Below are 17911 nucleotides of genomic sequence, written 5' to 3'. Positions count from 1 at the left end.
CAGGGAGGGTGCGCGGGGCGGATGCGCCGGGGCGCGGATCAGGCAGTGAGGGCGGCCAGGGCCTCCACCAGTTCCAGGGCCTCGGCCCAGGCGGCGGGAGTGGCGTCGGCGTTCTGCACGGCCATGTGCAGGTAGCCGGTGAGCGGGCGCAGCATGGGCGGGTGGCGGTGCCAGAAGTCGGGCGGCAGCGTGGCCTGTCCGGAGCCGAGGCCGCGCAGGGCGCGGGCCAGGTCGCGGCCCAGGCCGGACAGGGCGCGGCGCAGGGCTTCGGCCAGGCGGGGGGAGGCGGCGGCAAGATCGGCCCAGGCCCGGCGGGCGGCGGCCTCGCCGTGCAGGCCGAGCCGCCAGGCCCAGAACGCCTTCCAGAACAGGCCGAACAGGCGGCGCGGCGCGGCTTCCGGTCCACCCCCGGGCGAGGACAGGGGAACGAGGTCGAACAGGCCCAGCGCGTCGCGCCCGGTGCGCAGCAGTTCCAGCCCCGGCAGGCGCAGCCGGGCCAGGCGCGAGGCGGGGGCGAAGGTTTCCGCGCCGTCTCCGGGGGAAGATGTGGAGGCGGGGGGCAGTGCGGGGGCCGCGTCCTGCTCGCGCAGCAGCGCGTGCACCAGCGAGGCCACCCGGACCGGGTCGAACCTGTCGCGGCAGAGCACCGATGGCTGGGTGCACCGCCAGCAGCCCACGCAACTGATGGTGGCGCGCAGCACGTGGTGGCCGGGGGGGAAGGGGGCGGTTTCCCAGGCGTTTACCGGTCCCATGGACAGGTTCAGGGTGGGGGTCTGGGTCCAGGCGGCCACGTGCATGGGACCCGTGTCCGGAGTGACCAGCAGGCGCAGCGAGCGGGTGAAGGCCACCAGTTCCGGCAGGGTGAAGCGGCCGCACAGGTTCAGGGCCGGGGTGCTGGCGCGGCGGGCCACGTCGGCGCCCAGCGCGGCTTCCGCCGGGCCGCCCAGCAGCACCGGCTTCAGCCCGCGCCGCAAGAGGTCGCGGGCCAGCGTGGCCCAGAACGGCGCGCCGGGGTGCTTTTCCGGCTCGCTGGCCCCCAGGAACAGCCCCACGCGTAGCGGGTCGCGCCCCTGGTGCTGCGGGGCGGGCCAGTCGGTGGACCGCAGGCGGGCCGGGGGGATGCAGTCCAGCGCGTTGAGGTCGGCCCAGTGGAACTGGTTGTGCCGGTTGTTGTGCACCAGCGAGGTGCGGTACAGTTGCCAGCGCCCGTGTACGTAGGTGGTCCGGCCGCCGCCCGCGCCTGTTCCCGGCCCCGTTCCTTCACCGGTTCCTTCACCGATCTGGCACGGGCCGAACCGGGCGTCGGCCCGCAACTGCCCGGCCAGCACGGCGGCCTCGGGCCGGTGGCTGAGGTTGATCACCAGATGATAGCGGCGTTGGCGCAGCCGGTGGGCTGCGGCGTAGGGAAAGAAGACCGCTTCCGGCCCGATGGGCATGAGCCCTTGGAAGAATTTCTCCTCGCCCACCACCCACAGCGGGCGGCGCGGGTGCTCCGCCCGCAGCCAGGCCAGCAGCGGAAAGGTCAGCACCAGGTCGCCCATGCGCTGCATCTGCAACACCAGAATGGGGGCTCCCGGTGCGTTGTCCGGCACGGATGCGTTGTCCGGCGCGGGCGCGGCGGGCGGCGGGGTGATGACGGGCGTGGTGGCGGCGGTCATGGCCTCGGTGTGGACCTCGGTGTGGACCTTGGTGTGGGCGTTGGCATGGGCGTGGGGCGGCTACCTGGCGCGGGCCGGGCCGAAGATGCGGCGCATGTGGTCCAGCAGCGCGCGCAGCCGGTGTTCGTAGGTGTGTTCGGCAAGGATGCGCCTGCGCGCGGCGGCCACCACGCGGGCGCGCTCTTCCGGGTGGTCCAGGTAGCGGCGCAGCAGGTCGTCGGCCTCTTCCGGCTCCGCGTAGCAGACCACCTCGCGGCCGGGTTCGAACAGGTTTTCGATCTGGTCGCGCCAGTCGGTGAGCACGAACGACCCGGTGGCGGGCACGTCGAACACCCGCTGGTTCACCGCGCCCTTCATCTGCTTGCTGGTGCAGTTGAAGTTGATCTCCGACAGGGGATAGAACGCGGGCAGTTCACTGTAATAGTTGATTTCCGGATGCAGCCGCCAGCCTGCGGGCGCGGTGCGGAACACCTTGCGCCAGCCCCGGTCGCCCACGATGAGCGGGGCGAAGGGCAGGGTGCGCGCCACGCAGGCGGCGCGGTACTGGCGGGTGGCCTCCCAGGTGAGCATGGTCTCGTAGGACAGGCGGCGCTCGGCCCCGTTCAGCCCGTCCGGACCATCCGGCCCCCCCAGTCCCCCCAGTCCGTCGTACACGACGGCCAGTTGCGGCTGGTGCGCCCGCAGGTAGGCCCCCACGGACCGCTCGCCGTGCGCGCCGAAGCCCGCCGCCACCTCGCGGTACGAGCGCAGCAGCGCGGCGGGCAGTTTGCCCGCCTTCATGCGGTGGGCCACCTTGTAGACCATGGAATTGCCCACGAACGACACCCGCGCCCGCCACGGATGGCTGGCGGGCGGCGGCGACGCGGGCGGAGCGAAGCGCACCGGGTCCGTGCCCAGGGGCAGGTAGGCCACGTGCTCGAAGCCCAGGTCGCGCAGCGAGGGCAGGTTGTCCGCGTCCCAGGTGAAGATGGCCGTCCACGGGCTGACGATGCGCCGGTACAGGTAGAGGATCAGGTGCGGGTTGTCCACGAACCACGAGGCCAGGGGCAGGCGCAGCTTTTCCAGCAGGTCGGTCAGCACGCCTTCGCGGTCCACGCCCAGATGGTTGATGGTGAAGGCGAAGTCGGGCCGGAATTCCACCACGGCGCGCAGCAGCTTTTCCACGAACTCGCCCCGGCCCACCTCGTCGTCGTCCAGGGTGAGCAGGTGGTGCGGCACGCCCAGGCGCTGGCAGGCGGTGACGATCTCGCCCATCAGGAAATACTGGCTGGTGATCAGCAGCACGCGCGGCAGGGCGGCCGGGTCCGCGAACCTGGGGTAGGCGGCCCGTTCCCAGAAATTGAAGCGGGCGCTGGCGGACAGCACGTCGCGCAGCCGGGCGTAATGGGCGCGGTCCAGGCGCAGGTAGAAGGGGTGCGGCAGGGGCAGCAGTTGCAGGCCGCCGTTTTCGTACTGCCAGCGGGTAAGCGTGCGCAGGGCCGCGTCCGCGTCGTCGTCGGTCACCCACAGGATGCGCCCGGCGGCGGTGGCGTCGGCATGGCGGTCGCGCATGCGGGTGACGGCAAGGATTTCCGTGGACCGGTCCACCACGGCCACGGGACCGGGGCGCAGTTCCAGCAGGCGGGCCAGGGCCGCGCCGGTGCCCGCGCCCAGGAGAACGGGCAGGACTGGCGGGACTGCCTGTGCGGACTCGCCGGGCGATGCGGGCCGGGCTTCCGCCAGAAGTTTCTCGTAGGGGGCCAGCAGGGCCAGTTCGCGCGCCGGGCCGCCAGCGCCCAGCATGGGCATGGTGCGGCCGTCCACGGTCACTTCCACGTCGGCCACGTCCGCGCAGGCGTCATCCCCGCCAGCGATGGATGCATGACCTGCATCCGCCGCGCCGGGGGCGGATCGGGACGGCACGGCCCGCGCCGCGATCTTCGGGCGGGGCGCGGCCTCGCGTGGGGTTTCGTCAACTGGCGGCATGGTCGGTGAAATGCCTTTGCGCCGGGCAAGGCCCGGTTGCGGTGCGGTTGTGGGTGCGCCCGGAGGTGTCGTAGGGTCGGCGCGGCCCGTCAGCGGGTGGCGTGGGCCTGGGCTGGCGTCAAGGCGGGCGATTCCACCGCCAGTTCGCCGTCGCGCAGCACGATGCGCACGTCGCGCAATTCCTCGCGCACTTCCATCCACGATTCCTCGATGGAAATCTCCACGCCCGGCATGATCCGCCCCGGCACCACCAGTCGGCAGCGTTCGGCGATGGGGCCGCCGCGCTTCAGGTCTTCCCACAGCGCGGCTCGCTGGCGCAGCAGGCGGTCCATCTTCTTCAGCGCGGCCTCCAGGCGGCGCACCGGTTCCTCCTTGCCCGCCGGGGTGTCGGCGGCCACGGCCTCGTAATGGATGATGCGCTGGCGAAGGTCGCGGATGTTTTCTTCAAGCCGGGTGATCTTGCGGAACTTGAACGGGTCGTAGCCCAGATTGACCTTGGTGGGGGTGCCCTGCGCGCCGCCCAGCTGGTTTTCGATGTACACCACGCCCGCGCCGTGCACCGTGCCGCCCTGCACGCGGTCCTTCACCACCAGGTTCGCCCCGGCGTAGATGCGGCAGTGCAGGGCGAAGCGTTCGATGTACATGTTGCCGTGCGAGCGCAGCTCCGCGTTTTCGGCAAAGGGCACGCGCAGGGTGTCGCCCGCGTCCAGCAGGCAGCCCTTGCCGCCCTTGATGCCGCTTTCGCAGGCAATGGCGCCCCGGGCGCGCACCACCGCGCCTTCCACCACGCCCTTGATCAGGATGTTGTCGGCCTGGATCTCGAAGCCGGGTTTCACGTCGGCATGGGCGGCCAGGTCGCCCACGAAGAAGATGTTGCCGGTGTGGAAGTCCACGTCGCGGCGCACGTTGAGCATCTTCTTCACCGTGATCAGCCCGTCGTGGTAGAACACGTACCCGTTGGCGTCGGCCAGCACCCGCGTGGACGCGGCGGGGTCCACCGCGCAGTTGGGTCCGCAGGGCAGTTCCTTTGGCGCGACGTCGTACACGTAGCGCGGGTCCGGCGGGCCTTCGCCCGCCTCTTCCAGCGGCACCAGTTCCGCCAGCACCTGCCCCTTCACCACGTTCTGGACGTAGCCGAGGTTGTAGCGGTCGATGTTGCCGGCATCGTCCGCCTTGGGCTTCAGGTGCATGTAGTCGAAGTCGGGTTCGAAATGGTGGCGCAGGTAATATGGCATGGGCGCTCTCCGTGGGCTGTGCCTGCGGCGCCGCGTGGCGCGCCGCGTATCCGGACTGCGGGCGGGGGATGGGCGTGTTCTTGCGGTTGCCGTGCCGCACCTTGCCCCTGTGGCAGGGGCACTAATCGGGCAGCAGGGCCAGCAAATCCTCCTCGTCGCCGAGGATGGGAAAGAATCCGGTGAGCTGCGCAGTTTCCATGGTGTGCACCGCCTCCGGCGTGGGCCGGTACAGCAGCAGGCGGCGGCCCATGGAGCGCGCCTTGGTGCTGGCGGCCACCAGGGTGCCCAGACCCGAACTGTCCATAAACGACACGGCGCCAAGATCCAGCACCACGTCGGACACGCCCTTGCGGGCGAACAGCCGTTCCAGCTCGTTGCGGACCTCGGTGGCGTTGGCCAGGGGCAGTTCGCCCGTCAGCACCGCGACAAGGATGTTTCCGTGATCGTCAAGTTCGAGGTGCGCCATTGTTCCTCCGGGATGGCCAATTGCAGGTGCAGGGTGTTGCCGTCCGGGCCGGTTTCACCCGTCACGGCATCGCACAGGCAGGCGATGATGCGCAAGCCCCGTCCGGACGTGGCTTCGGACGCCACTCCCGGCATATCGGGCGGGGGCAGCGGGCATGCCGCGCGGCCGCGCCCCCAGTCGGTGACGGCCAGCGCCATGCCCACGCGCGGGTTCACCGTCAGGCGTACCCGCAGCGGACCGGGCTGCCCCGCCGGGTAGGCGTGGCGCACCACGTTGGCGCACGCCTCGGCCGTGACCAGTTCCAGCGGGTGCACCAGCGCGGGCGTGGCCAGGTAGGCGGCCATGGTGCCGGCGATGCCGCGCACGAAGGGACGGTAGGTTTCGCGCAGGGCCGTGGTGGAGAATTCGTAGCTGTGCATGGCGCGTATACCCATTGATGAAGGTGGCCGCGTTAGGCGTCCGGCCTGCCCGGTCAGTCGGGGCCTGTTGGGTCAGTCGGTTTTGACCAGTTCACCCACGATGGGGCCATCGCGGCGTATCCACAGGGCGGTGACGTCGTCGCGGAAGGGCGGCGTGCCGCCCGCCGCTTCGCGCAGGGCCGCCTCCATGGCCGCCAGCACGTCGCTGCCCGCGCGCAGGCAGGGTTCGGTCATCTCCATGAACCGCTCCGGGCCAAGGCGCGCCCCGCCGCGCACCGTCCAGTCGTGCAGACCGTCGGTGAACAGCAGCAACTGGCTGCCGGGCGGGAAGGGGCGCATTTCCGCCGCGAAATCGGCGCTGAAGAACCCCAGCAGCGGCGCGTTGGAGGGCAGGCGGGTCACCGTGCCGTCGCCGCCGCGCAGCAGGGCGGGACAGTGCCCGGCGTTGACGTATTCCAGCGTGCCCGCTCCGAAGTCGATGTCGCCCGCGAACAGGGTGACGAAGTCCGGTTCGCCGCCGATGATATCCACCAGGTGCCGGTTGATGCGCCGCACGGTCTCGGTCAGCGGCTGGGGGGGCATGCCGTCGGCGTGGCGGGCGGCCGCGCCGTCGTTCTGGGCGCGCACCAGGGTGCGCACGATGCTCATGAGAAACGCGGCGCGGGCTCCGTGGCCGGACACGTCGGCGATGACTACCCGCAGCACCGGGCCGTCCCCTGGATCGGGAGCGTGAGGGGCATGGGGCGTGGCCGGGGCGGCCTCTGCCCCGGTGCGCGACGGCAGCAGGAAATAGTCGAAGTAGTCGCCGCTGGCGTCGCCGGACGGGAGGTACAGGCTTTCCACGTGCAGGCCCGGCAGGTACGGCGAGGACGAGGGCAGAAGGCGCATCTGCAACTCGGCCACCCGGGCCATCTCGCGGGTCAGGCGGTCGGAATAGGCGCGCAGGCGGCGGGCCATGCGGGCCTGACGGGCGCCCACGGCCACGCGGGCATCCAGTTCCAGCGGTTCCAGCGGCAGGCGCAGGGCGTCGTTGGCGCCCAGGGCCAGGGCTTCGGCCCGCAGGTCGTGGTCTTCCGGTTCGGTGAGCACGATGAGGAACACGTCCTCGTCTCCCCGCTCGGCGCGAATGGCGCGCACCAGGTCGAGCACGGGACGGTGGTCGCCCGCATGCGCGGCATGCACGGCGGGAGGCGGCACGGGGTCGTAGGGTGGCGGCGGAGGGGCGGTGACGTGTGACGCCATGTCCGGCCTGTCCGGCCTGTTCGGGCTGCCGGGGGGTGCCGGATCGGGCAGTACGGCGTCGATGACCACCACGTGGGGGTGCCGCGCGGCGTGCAGGTCCAGCGCCTCGGCCAGGGTGGCGGCGCGCAGCACGGTGCGGCCGGCGCCGGGCAGGCGGCGTAGCGCCTCGCGCGTCAGCGGGGAGGGCGCGGCGATGAGAAGGGTGATGTCATCCGCCGCCATGGGGTGGTCGCCGCTCCGGAAAGAGGTCGTCGTCGCTCAGCCAGATGGTCACCGGCCCCCAGTTGACGAGGGACACGTCCATGTCGGCCGCGAAGATGCCACAGCGTACCCGCCCCGGCAGGCGTGCGTCAATATCGGCGGTCAGTTGGTCGAAAAGTCGCGCGGCCACGGCGGGCGGCGCGGCGGAGGAAAACGACGGGCGGCGGCCCTTGCGGCAGTCCGCGTGCAGGGTGAACTGGGGCACCAGCAGCAGTTCGCCCAAGGGCGCGCCCGGAATAGCGCCTGTCCCGTCCGGAATGACGCCGGTCCCGCCCGCGCCGCGCATGTCCCGCGGCACGGCCCATTCACGCAGGCCCACGTTCATCTTTCCCGCGTCGTCGGGAAACACGCGCAGATCCAGCAGCTTGTCGATCATGCCCGCCCAGCGGGGCTCGCCGGGCAGCGCGCCGGTGTCGCGCGGGCCGAAGCCCGCCAGCACCACCAGCCCCGGCCCGATGGCGGCCACGGTTTCTCCGCCCACCGCCACCGTTCCCCGGCGCGCCCGTTGCAACAGCAGTCGCATGGCCCTTTCCTTTGGCGTGGGTGTGGTGGCTGCGCCGGAGCGCGAGCCTCCGTCCGCCGCGCGGCGGACGGGCCTACTGCGCCCCGTCCTCGTCCGAAGCGGCGGTGTCCGCCGGTGACGCGGCCAGTTCCGCCTTCAACTTCTCTTCTTCCTCGGCGCGCAGGATGCGGCGCAGCACCTTGCCCACCACGGTCTTGGGCAGGTCGTCGCGGAATTCCACCTGCTTGGGCACCTTGTAGCTGGCCAGCTTTTCGCGGCAGTGGGCCACCACCTCGGCCTTGGTCAGCTTTTCGCCGGGCTTCACCACCACGAAAGCCTTGATGATCTCGCCGCGCGTGGGGTGGGGCACGCCCACGGTCACCGCTTCCTTGATTCTGGGGTGCTCGTGCAACACCTCGTCGATCTCGCGCGGGTAGACGTTGTAGCCGCCCACCAGGAACATGTCCTTCTTGCGGTCCACGATGCTGAAGTAGCCGTCCTCGTCCATGGTGGCGATGTCGCCGGTGTACAGCCAGCCGTTGCGCAGGGTGTTGGCGGTTTCGTCCGGGCGGTTCCAGTAGCCCTTCATGACCTGCGGGCCACGGATGATCAGTTCGCCCACCTTGCCCGCGGGCAGCGGCACCAGGCCCACTTCCATGTCCACGATGCGCGCCTCGGTGTCCGGGAAGGGGATGCCGATGGAGCCGGGCTTGCTCACCCCGTGGATGGGGTTCAGGTGGGTGACCGGCGAGGCCTCGGTCAGCCCGAAGCCCTCGATGACCTGCGCGCCGGTGAGTTCCCTGAACCGCTTGATGTGCTCCACCGGCATGGGCGCGGAGCCCGAGATGCAGTAGCGGATGGAGGTCAGGTCGTAGTCGCCCACCTCCTTCTGCTGCATCAGCGAAATGTAGATGGAGGGCGCGCCGGGGAAGATGGTGGGCTTGTGCTTCTGGATGCCCACCAGCACGTCGCGCGGGACGTAGCGCGGAAAGGGCACGACGGTGGCCGAAAGGGCCGTGGGCAGGGTGAGGCAGGTGGTCAGCCCGTAGACATGGAAGTAGGGCATCAGGCCCAGGAAACAGTGGTCCATGTCGCAAGCGTCGCCAAGGATGGTGGTGATCTGCTGCACGTTCACCGACATGTTGTGGTGCGTCAGCATGACCCCCTTGGAAATGCCGGTGGTGCCGCCGGTGTACTGTAGTACGGCGAGGTCGTCGGTGGGGTTGCACGTGGTGGTGGAATAGCGGGTCTTGCCCTTGAGCAGGGTTTTCCATGGCAGCACGTGCCTGCCGTCCAGGGGCAGGTCGCGCCAGGTGCCCTCGCGCTTGGCCTTGAAGGCGTACAGTACGTTGAGCGGAAAGGCCAACCCGTCGCCGATGCGGGTGAGGAAGTACTTGTCGATGCCCAACCTTTCGCGCAACGGCTCGATCTTGGGCCACACCAGGTCGAGGGCGATCATGAACCGCGCGCCGGAATCATGGATCTGGTGGACCAGTTCCTTTTCCATGTACAGCGGGTTGGTCATCACCACCACGCCGCCCGCCTTCAGCACCGCCCAGAAGGCGATGACCGTCTGCGGCAGGTTGGGCAGCATGATCGAGACCTTGTCGCCGCGCCGCACGCCCTGGGCGCGCAGGTTGGCGGCCATGACCTCGGCCAGTTGGCGGAGCCTGGCGTAGCTTATGCGGTAGTTGCGGAAGGCGATGGCCGTGCGGCGGGGGGTGCGTTCCGCCGCCCTGTCCAGCAGGGTGAACAGCGGATAGGTTTCGTAGCTGATGCGGGCCGGGACGCCTGCGTCGTAGCTGGCCAGCCAGGGGAAATCGGCGGAGGTGTTGGGTTCGGTCATACGTGGTGGCGGACCGTGCCCGCCACGTCATTCCGCGCGTTCCGCCCGGCCCGGCACGGCAGGTACGGCGCACGGGCGCTGGCGCAGGCCCGTATTGTTCGTGTGTTCAAGGGGATGGAAGGCAAACCTTCAGGTTTGTACTATGCGGTTCGCGCCCGCGCAAGCCCCATGGGCAGGGCGGGGATGCCGCGTGCGTGCGGGCGTCAGGCGCTGCCGGTAGCGCCTGTGTCCCCGGCATCCCCGGCAGCGCCGGAATCGCTGGAATCACCGGGTCGGGCAACCCGCACGGGCCGCAACCCGGTGACGGCGGCCACGGCCTTCAGGCCCTTCTTCTCGCCGGTGAAGCCCAGCTTTTCCTCGGTGGTGGCCTTCACGTTCACCATGGTCTCGTCCAGCGCCAGCAGGCGGCAGACGTTGCGGCGGATCTGTTCGCGCCACGGAGCCAGCCGGGGCACCTGGGCGATGATGGTCAGGTCCACGTTGGTGATTTCGAGCCCGGCCGCGCGCGTCAGGCGCAGCGTTTCGTCCAGCAGCACGGCGGAGTTGGCGTTGTCCAGCGCGGCGTCGGTGTCCGGAAAATGCTGGCCGATGTCGCCGCCGCCGACGCACCCCAGCAGGGCGTCGGTGAGGGCGTGCAGCAGCACGTCGCCGTCGGAATGGGCCACCACCTCCGGCCCGCCGGGAATGGGCACGCCGCCCAGCTTCATGGGGCGGCCCGGCTGACTGACCTGACCGGGGCGGCCGGTGTCTTCCTGCCGCGCGTAGCGATGCACGTCGTAGCCCCAGCCGGTGCAGGGAATCAGGCGGGCCTGACCCTTGCGCGCGTCCCACGGGTCGCGGGCGGTGTCGTCGTCCAGCATGGCCAGGTCCTCCGGCGTGGTGATCTTGGCGTTGGCGGCCTCTCCGGCCACCACGTGCACGGGCAGGCCGCAGCGTTCCAGCAGGGCCGCGTCGTCGGTGACGGTCCAGCCCTCGGCGCGGGCGCGTTCGTGGGCCTGCCGCAGCGAGGCCAGGGCGAAGCCCTGCGGGGTCTGCACGGCCACCAGCCCGGACCTGTCCGGGGTATGGGTGACCACGCCGTGTTCCGTCTGCTTGATGGTGTCGGTCACCGCAATGCCCGGCACCACCCCCGGCGCGCCTGCGGCCAGCGCGTCGAGCACCGCGTTGGACAGCGCGGCCGTGGCGAACGGCCGGGCCGCGTCGTGCACCAGCACCGCGTCACATACACGGGGCAGGGCCGCCAGCCCCGCGGCCACGGAATCCTGCCGCAGCGCGCCGCCCGCCACCACCCGCCACGGCACGCCCAGGGTGCGCCCGGCGTCCAGCGCGGTCAGGCGTTCCCGCTCGGCCTCCAGCCTGTCCTGCGGAAACACCAAGACCAGCCCGCGCAGCCGCGCCACCGACGCGAACGTCCGCGCCGAGCGCCAGTACAGCGGCGCGCCCCGGTGTTCCAGGAACTGCTTGGCCGTGGACAGCCCGGCCGCCGCCAGCCGGGTGCCGCTGCCCGCCGCGAGAACGATGGCCCATGCGTGCATGTACGGTCCTTTGAAAAGAAGAGTGGAGAGGGAAGAGGGGAAAGATACGGGGGGAAGGGGGCTTTGCGCTTTGCGGTCGCCATCTGTAAGCCTCACGCTTCGCGTTCGGCTAACAGCTGCCGCAAAGCCCCCTAATTCGTACCCTCACCATACGTACTTTTCAATCAGGGCAGGGTGCTCAATTGGCAATGTGCGCCTTGCCCTGCCCCCGTTCTGTTTTCGGGAAAAACAACCCCCCAATGAAAAAGTTTGGGGGGGAGGGGTTCGGGGAGGGAGACCCTTTGCCTCAGCCGTTAGGTGAGCGCAACGCGCGAACCTTACGGATGAGGACCGCAGCGCGTCAAAGGGTCCCCTCCCCGATCAAAATCAACGTTCGGGAGTCGGACTGTAAGCCGGGTTCTGTACCCTTGCGGGCGGCTGTCATTCCTCTAGGAGCGCCGTTGCCGACGCCCTCAAGCAACCGACCCGGAAGCATCGGCCGGGCAGGCCTCGAACGCTTCCCTATTTGGTCTTGCTCCGGACGGGGGTTACCGAGCCTGGCGCGTCGCCGCGCCAGCTGGTGGGCTCTTACCCCACCGTTTCACCCTTACCCGGCAGGCGTGCCTGCCGGGCGGTCTGTTTTCTGTGGCCCTGTCCGACGATCGCTCGTCCTGGGGGTTACCCAGCGTCCCGCCCTGCGGAGCCCGGACTTTCCTCCCCGGACCTTGCGACCCGCGGCGACAGCCCGTCCGGCTCCCGAAAGTGGATGCGCGGCGGTCCGGCCTATTCGGCGGCCGGGGTTTCCACGCAGAAGTGTTCGCTCCAGTAGATGAGGCGTTGGCAGTTGGGGCAGCTGAGGATCTGGTGGCCCTTCTGCAACTCGATGTAGCTCTGCGGCGGGATGGCGATGTGGCAGCCGGAGCACACGCCCTTGTCCACGGGCACGATGACCGGGTTTTCCAGCCGTTGGCGGATGAACTCGTACCGGCTCAGCACGGGCGGGGGCACTTCCTTGCCCGCGGCGTTGCGCTGGGATTCCAGGTCGGCCAGGCCCGCGCCCGCCTCGGTCAGGCGCGCGTCCAGGCTGGCCTTCTTGGTTTCCAGGTCGGCCTTGAGGTTGGTGTAGCGCTCGTCCATTTCGGCCATGGCTTCGGTCTGGCGCTGGAGTTCCTCGGCCAGGGCGAGTTTTTCCTCTTCGCGCGAGCGGTTCATCTTTTCCATGTTGTCCATTTCGCGCATCATGGCGTGGTATTCCTTGGTGTTCCCCACGAGCATGAGCTTGGACTTGCTTTTCTTGATGCGCAGGGAATCGTCCTCGATTTCGGTGCCGAGGCGCTTTTCCTGCTCCTTCAGGTGGGTGAGCTTGTCGAGGAGGCGGTTGCGCTGTTCCTCGAGGACGTCGAAGCGCTGCTGCAACCCTTCCACTTCCTGCGGCGCGTTCTTGAGTTCCGCCTTGATGCCGTAGATGTGGTCGTCCACCTTTTGCAGGGCGACAAGCTGTTCGATCTGCTTGAGATAGAGGCTCAACGTCATATCCTCCTGAAATGCGGGTTAGGCCGGATGTTCCGGAACGCGGCCGCCGCCCGTGCCCGTGGGCGAGGCGGGCAGGTGCAGCCGCAATGGATCGCTGGATGGCAGGAAATGCACGGGCAGGCCGGGCAGCGCGGCGCGCAGGCCGTCGGCGAAGCGGCGCATCATTTCCTCTTCAAGGGCGAAGTGCCCCACGTCGAGCAGGCAGCCACGGGCTTCCAGCGCGGTGTGGTATTTCACGTCGCCGGTGACGAACACGTCGGCGCCACGGGCGAAGGCCGCATCGGCCAGCGAACTGCCGGAGCCGGTGCAGTAGCCCACCCGTCGCACCACGCTGGGGACGGGGCCGCTGACGTGGCAGTGGGCGCGTCCGGCAAGGTCGTGCAGGCGCCGGGCGAAGGCGGAAAATTCGAGTGGTTCGGGCAGGTCGCCCACCAGGCCGAAGCCGAAGACCCGCGCGGGCAGTTCCGGCTCGGCGGGCAGGAAGGCCGGGGCGGCGTCCTCCGGAACGTCGGATACGATGGCCGCGCGGATGGCGGGCCAGGCGGCGGCCTCGCAGCTGATCACGGCGGCGGAGCCCAGCGTCCGGCAGGCCAGCACGCCGGGCAGGTCTGCCCAGCGGGGAGAGGGCGCACCGGCGGCCACGATGCACCGGGTCACGCGCTCCTGGCGCAGGGTGGGTTCCAGCACCACGGGCGACGCCAGCGAAAGTTCGCGGGCCAGCCAGCCCACGGGGCCGTCGGGGTTGGCGTCCAGCGAGGTGTGCGCGGCGTACAGCCATGCCCCGCGCGCCAGCACAGCCGAGGCCACGGCGTGGTGGTCGTCCAGCGTGTCCAGCGCGCGCGGCGTCATGACCAGCGGATGGTGGGAAAGAATGACGTCCGCGCCAAGGTCCAGGGCGGCGGCAACGGCGGCGGGGGTGGGGTCGAGGCAGACGGCCAGGGCCGTGGCCTCGGCGTCGTGCCCGGCCACCTGCATGCCCGACCTGTCCCACTGGGCGGCGGAGGCCGGAACCGCTGTTTTTTCAATAACGTTAATTATTTCAGAGCGTTTCATGCATCTTCCCCAAGCAAAGAGGGTGCTTCGCCGGATGAACGCGGCGCAAGCACCCTCGAAGCGGCAAGGCGTGGTTCCGGAATTGGTGCTGCTCCAATGTCCGCGTTCCTGTCCCGTTGCTCTGTTGGCGGCAGGGGGCGCTGATGGCGCCCGGTGCCGGGGCGGCGCGCGCCTGCCCGGGAAAGATGTGGTGGGCCTAGCGTGACTCGAACACGCAACAAACCGGTTATGAGCCGGGGGCTCTGCCAATTGAGCTATAGGCCCACGCGCATCCGGACCGGCCCGGCCCGTCGTTCCGATCCGACGCCCGGAATGCTGCCCGGTGAGCCGAATCTGATACGCCCAGGCGGTGCGGCTGTCAAGCCGGACGCCCGCAGGCCGTCGCCAGGTCCGCCCCGGCTATCCGGCCTTCTTCACGCCGCACTGCTCCTTGGCGAAGGCGATGGCCGAGCGGGCCGCCTTGGCCCCTTCGCCCACGGCCACGCCGATCTGCAGAAAGCCGCCGGTGCAGTCGCCCGCCGCGAAGACGCCGGGGATGTTGGTGCGCTGCTCGTCGTCGGCCATCAGGAACACGCCCTTGCGCTCCACACCCAGCGAGTAGGCGAAGTCCAGGGACGACGCCTCGCCCATGGCCACGAACAGGCCGTCCACCGCCTCTTCCGTGCCGTCGGCGAACACCACGCGCTCAAGGCCGTTGTCCCCGGCCAGGCGCGCGATCTTGCGGGTGTCCACGGCGATGTCCGCGTCGGCCAGGCGCTGCCGGAAGTCGGGGGTGAGCACGGGTTCCTTGCCCTGGGTGCAGATGCGCACGTGGGGGGTGTATTGGGTCAGTTCCAGGGCCTGGTTGGCCGCGAAGATGCCCTCGCCCAGCACCAGCACCTGCTTGCCGCGATAAAAGAACCCGTCGCAGCTCACGCAGTAGGACACGCCCTTGCCCTCGTAGCCGCCCAGGTTGTCGATGCCGGGGCGCACCCGGGCAACGCCCGTGGCCAGCACCACGGCGCAGGCGTCGTATGCGCCCTTGTCGGTCTTGACGTGAAAGCCGCCGGCGTCGCCATGGTGCACGGCCAGCACGCGTTCCTCGCGCAGTTGCGCGCCGAAGCGTTCGGCCTGCCTGCGGCCGCGTTCGATGAGGTCGCGGCCGGAGATGGTCTCGTCGAAGCCGAAGTAGTTGTCGATCTCGTAGTCGCCCGCCACCTTGGGGGCGCTGCCTAGCACCAGCGTGGGAATGCCCGCGCGGGCGGTGTAGATGGCGGCGGAAAGCCCGGCCGGGCCGGAGCCGATGATCACCAGGGGGGTGGAGGCGGATGCTGCGGCGGAAGCGGACATGTCGGACATGGGCATCTCCGTGAGGAAAGGCGCGGGCGGCGCGGCCGTGCGTCTGTTGCGGTTTCCGGAGCGGCGCGCGGGACTGCGGGAGAGGGGGGACCGCCCGCGCATGGCGCGCCGAATCAGAAAGTAGGCAGTCCGAAGCGGCTGGCAAGGGGGCGTTCGGAGAGGCCGCGACTCCCGCCGCCCCGCCGCCCGGCCGTCTGCATCCCCCGCGCACCCGGCAGGCTCTTGCGGTCCTACAGCCCGAGCTGGGCCAGCAGGTCGTCCACGTTTTCCTGCGAGACGCCGCGTTGCGGCCCCTTCAGTTCGGAGACCACCTGGCGGGTTTCCGCCTCGATCTGCGAGATGTCCTTTTCCGGGGTTTCCTCGCGCGCGCGGATCAGCAGGCCGGTGGACAGGTAGAGTTCCACCACAGTGCTTTCGATGGTGCGCAGGGCCTCGATGATCTTCTTGATGCGCTGGCCGGTCAGGTCCTGGAAGCCGAGGGTGGTCAGGATTTCCACCAGCCCCTCGCCCAGTTCGGTGTTGATCTGCACCATGCGCTCCAGGGCGCGCTCCACGCCCGCCCCGGCGCGGACGGCCTCCAGCAGCACGGCCGCCTCCTTCTGGCGTTCGATCTGCACCTCCACCACGTCCATGATCGATTCGGTGGCTTCCTGCGTGGTGACCAGGATTTCGTCCAACTGGCGTGAGGCCTCGTTGAACAGGCGGTCGGCGTCCTCGCGCTGCACGGGCTGGGCGTCTTCGGGCGCTTCCTGCGCGCCGGGCTTCGCGGCGGTGGAGATTTCGCGGTAGATGGTTTGCAGGCCCCCGCGCATGTCGTCGCTGATGCGGCGGTAGAATTCGCTTTCCACCAGGGCGCGGGTGAGGTTGGTGGTGAGTTCCCGCTCGATGGTGGCGGAAAGCACGTCACGGATGTTGACGACGAGGTTGTTCGTCACGCGTTCCATCACGTTTTCGAGCAGTTCTTCCTGCGTGACCATGCTGCGCTCCTGCTGGTGGTGTGTGCGCCACGGGGTGGCGGCCGTACGGACGGAAAACGTGGGCCGTGATCGAAGGCCGGAAGCCCGCATTGGCGAACCTAGCAGATAGCGGGCCGCCGGAAAAGCGGAAAACGAAGTGATGCACGGCCTTGTGCCCGTGCGGGAGGAGGCGTTTCCGCGTCCCGCGCCGCCGGGCGGGCAGGGCGACGGGCAGGGCGGCGGGGTGCTCGAAAAAAGCGGGGCGTACGCGGTGTGTTCCGCGTACGCCCCGCCGGGGAGTGTCATTACAAAGCCGATGCGGGCAAAGCCGATGCGGCAGCGGTGTCTACAGGCCGCCGTTCTCCACTTCCACGTTCATGGCCCCCACGGGGCACACGCGGGTACACAGTCCGCAGGCGGTGCAGCGGTCCTTGTCGAACACCACCACCCGAAGGGCGGTATCCATGGCCAGGGCCGAGGTGGGACAGATGGCGGTGCACATGCCGCAGTGCATGCAGCTTTCCTCGTCGCGCGAGATGCGCTGCGAGACGTCGGTGACGGTTATCTCCTGCTCGCGCAGGTAGGCGATGCCCTTCAGACAGTTCTCTTCGCCCCCCGAAAGCTCCAGGGTCAGGTAGCCTTCCTTGCGCGGGGTGATCTGGGCCTTCAGGATGTTGACCGTAAGGTCGTACCTGCGCACCAGGTCGCTCACGATGGGCTTGCCGGAGATTTCGGGCGGGAACGTGAGATGGATGTTCTTGCGGTAGGTTTTGGTCTGTTGTTCGCTCATGACTGGTTCCGGGCCGGAACTCCGGGTACTCGGATTATTTGTTCTCGCTCAGGAACTTCTTGGCGCGTTGCGCCTCGGGCGAATCGGGCAGCTTCTTGATCAGCTCGTCCAGGCGCACCTTGCCGGCGTCCTTCTTGCCGAGCCTGTAGAAGCTGATGCCCTGCTTGAGCAGCGACGAGGCGTACTTGGAGCTTTTGGGATACTTGGAGATGACCTGTTCGTACGCCAGCGCCGCCCGGGCGAAGTCCTGCTGCTGGAAGTTCGCTTCACCCTGCCAGAACCACGCGTTGCTGGTCAGCTTGTGGTCCCCGAAGGTGTTGGTGAAATCGGTGAAGGCCTTCACCGAATCCTTGTAGCGCCGTTCGTTGAACGCCGTCATGCCCTGGTCGTACAGCGCCTGGGCCGTGTCAACGGCAGCGGCGGCAGCGGCGGCGGGCTTGGCGGCGGTAGTCGCGGTCCCCTTGGAGGGTTCCGCGCTGGTCACGGACATGGTGCCGCTTTGCGCCGGGGGCACCGTGACCGGCCCTGTGGGCTGGCTCGATGGCGCGACGACAAAGCCGTTCTCCTTGCCGGGGTTTACGAGCAGGACCGGGGCGTTGGGATCGCCCGCATGGGTCGTGCCGGTGGACGAGACCGCGCCGCCTGCGGCCCCCGTGGGGGCGGGCGCGGCGAGCACGCTGTCGATGTCGATGGCCAGTTGCGAGGCCATCTGCCGCAGGGCGATATCGTGGCGGTTCAGCTGTTCGCGCATCTGGGGCAGGTCGCGGCTCTGGTCGCCGGTGGCGTTCAGGCGCATCTGCATGTCGTCGATCTGGCCGCGCAGGGTGGCGATTTCCTGCCGGGTGGACTGCACCTGCGACCAGGTGTCCGCCTGCGCGGGCTGCACGCCGGAAAGCTGCGAGTTCAGCATCTGGATCTGCTGGTCCTGGCGCATGACGCGCGAGTTGAGGGCGTCCACGTCTTCCTGGCGTACGCAGCCGGAAAGGGCCACCAGCGCCGCCAGGGAGCAGACGGGAAGGAAACGACGGGAAAGGATGCGGGTTTTCATGGCTTTTGGTCCGCCTTTCGGTTCACTTTGCGTGGCGTAAGGGTTCGGTGCCCCGGCCGGGTGCCGCCTGTGCGGTGCGGCGGGA

Annotated in this window: 15 protein-coding genes, 1 tRNA gene and 1 other RNA gene; all 17 read right to left on the bottom strand. The window is 69.4% G+C overall.

Going from position 1 to position 17911, the window contains the following annotated elements; all coding sequences use genetic code 11:
* Positions 1–38: 38 nt before the first annotated feature.
* Positions 39–1658 carry a glycosyltransferase family 9 protein gene (locus V6B97_RS05445; RefSeq protein WP_333505483.1) on the bottom strand — a complete coding sequence of 540 codons (1620 nt, stop codon included), beginning with the start codon at positions 1656–1658 and terminating at the stop codon, positions 39–41.
* Positions 1659–1718: 60 nt separating this feature from the next.
* Positions 1719–3623 carry a CgeB family protein gene (locus tag V6B97_RS05440; protein WP_333505482.1) on the bottom strand — a complete coding sequence of 635 codons (1905 nt, stop codon included), beginning with the start codon at positions 3621–3623 and terminating at the stop codon, positions 1719–1721.
* A gap of 89 nt (positions 3624–3712) precedes the next feature.
* A complete protein-coding gene (locus tag V6B97_RS05435; protein WP_333505481.1) occupies positions 3713–4858 on the bottom strand; it encodes a FapA family protein in 1146 nt (381 codons plus the stop codon).
* 121 nt (positions 4859–4979) lie between these two features.
* Entirely contained in the window at positions 4980–5324 is a 345-nt protein-coding gene (locus tag V6B97_RS05430; protein ID WP_333505480.1) for an STAS domain-containing protein, read from the bottom strand.
* Complete coding sequence (locus V6B97_RS05425) at positions 5273–5743, bottom strand: ATP-binding protein (RefSeq protein ID WP_333505479.1); 471 nt, start codon at positions 5741–5743, stop codon at positions 5273–5275. The genes V6B97_RS05430 and V6B97_RS05425 overlap by 52 nt, the downstream gene beginning before the upstream one ends.
* A gap of 72 nt (positions 5744–5815) precedes the next feature.
* Positions 5816–7207, bottom strand: coding sequence for a PP2C family protein-serine/threonine phosphatase (locus V6B97_RS05420; RefSeq protein WP_333505478.1), 1392 nt, complete (start codon positions 7205–7207; stop codon positions 5816–5818).
* A complete protein-coding gene (locus V6B97_RS05415) occupies positions 7194–7769 on the bottom strand; it encodes a D-aminoacyl-tRNA deacylase (protein WP_333505477.1) in 576 nt (191 codons plus the stop codon). Before V6B97_RS05415 ends, V6B97_RS05420 begins: the two co-directional genes overlap by 14 nt.
* Before the next feature lie 73 nt (positions 7770–7842).
* The gene (locus V6B97_RS05410; protein WP_333505476.1) at positions 7843–9594 is read right to left on the bottom strand and encodes a long-chain-fatty-acid--CoA ligase; all 1752 of its coding nucleotides are present in this window, start codon (positions 9592–9594) and stop codon (positions 7843–7845) included.
* 203 nt (positions 9595–9797) lie between these two features.
* Positions 9798–11129, bottom strand: a complete 1332-nt coding sequence (gene ispD / locus V6B97_RS05405; RefSeq protein WP_333505475.1) for a 2-C-methyl-D-erythritol 4-phosphate cytidylyltransferase — start codon at positions 11127–11129, stop codon at positions 9798–9800.
* A gap of 372 nt (positions 11130–11501) precedes the next feature.
* An RNA gene (rnpB, locus tag V6B97_RS05400) (RNase P RNA component class A) lies at positions 11502–11865 on the bottom strand.
* A gap of 26 nt (positions 11866–11891) precedes the next feature.
* Positions 11892–12641 (bottom strand): zinc ribbon domain-containing protein, encoded by a 750-nt coding sequence (locus V6B97_RS05395; protein WP_333505474.1) that lies wholly within the window; start codon positions 12639–12641, stop codon positions 11892–11894.
* Positions 12642–12659: 18 nt separating this feature from the next.
* Complete coding sequence (locus tag V6B97_RS05390) at positions 12660–13694, bottom strand: Nif3-like dinuclear metal center hexameric protein (RefSeq protein WP_333505473.1); 1035 nt, start codon at positions 13692–13694, stop codon at positions 12660–12662.
* A 188-nt stretch (positions 13695–13882) separates the two neighbouring features.
* Positions 13883–13958: transfer RNA gene (locus tag V6B97_RS05385), tRNA-Ile, on the bottom strand.
* Between the two features lie 135 nt (positions 13959–14093).
* The gene (locus V6B97_RS05380; protein ID WP_333505548.1) at positions 14094–15023 is read right to left on the bottom strand and encodes an NAD(P)/FAD-dependent oxidoreductase; all 930 of its coding nucleotides are present in this window, start codon (positions 15021–15023) and stop codon (positions 14094–14096) included.
* A gap of 239 nt (positions 15024–15262) precedes the next feature.
* Positions 15263–16009 (bottom strand): protein phosphatase CheZ, encoded by a 747-nt coding sequence (locus V6B97_RS05375; RefSeq protein ID WP_333505472.1) that lies wholly within the window; start codon positions 16007–16009, stop codon positions 15263–15265.
* 325 nt (positions 16010–16334) lie between these two features.
* Complete coding sequence (locus V6B97_RS05370) at positions 16335–16778, bottom strand: NIL domain-containing protein (RefSeq protein WP_333505471.1); 444 nt, start codon at positions 16776–16778, stop codon at positions 16335–16337.
* Between the two features lie 34 nt (positions 16779–16812).
* Positions 16813–17826, bottom strand: coding sequence for a tol-pal system protein YbgF (gene ybgF, locus V6B97_RS05365; protein WP_333505470.1), 1014 nt, complete (start codon positions 17824–17826; stop codon positions 16813–16815).
* Positions 17827–17911: the final 85 nt, after the last annotated feature.

The sequence above is a fragment of the Nitratidesulfovibrio sp. 1201_IL3209 genome (assembly GCF_036763125.1).
Taxonomy (GTDB): domain Bacteria; phylum Desulfobacterota; class Desulfovibrionia; order Desulfovibrionales; family Desulfovibrionaceae; genus Cupidesulfovibrio.
This window is presented reverse-complemented; position numbering and strand designations above follow the sequence as displayed.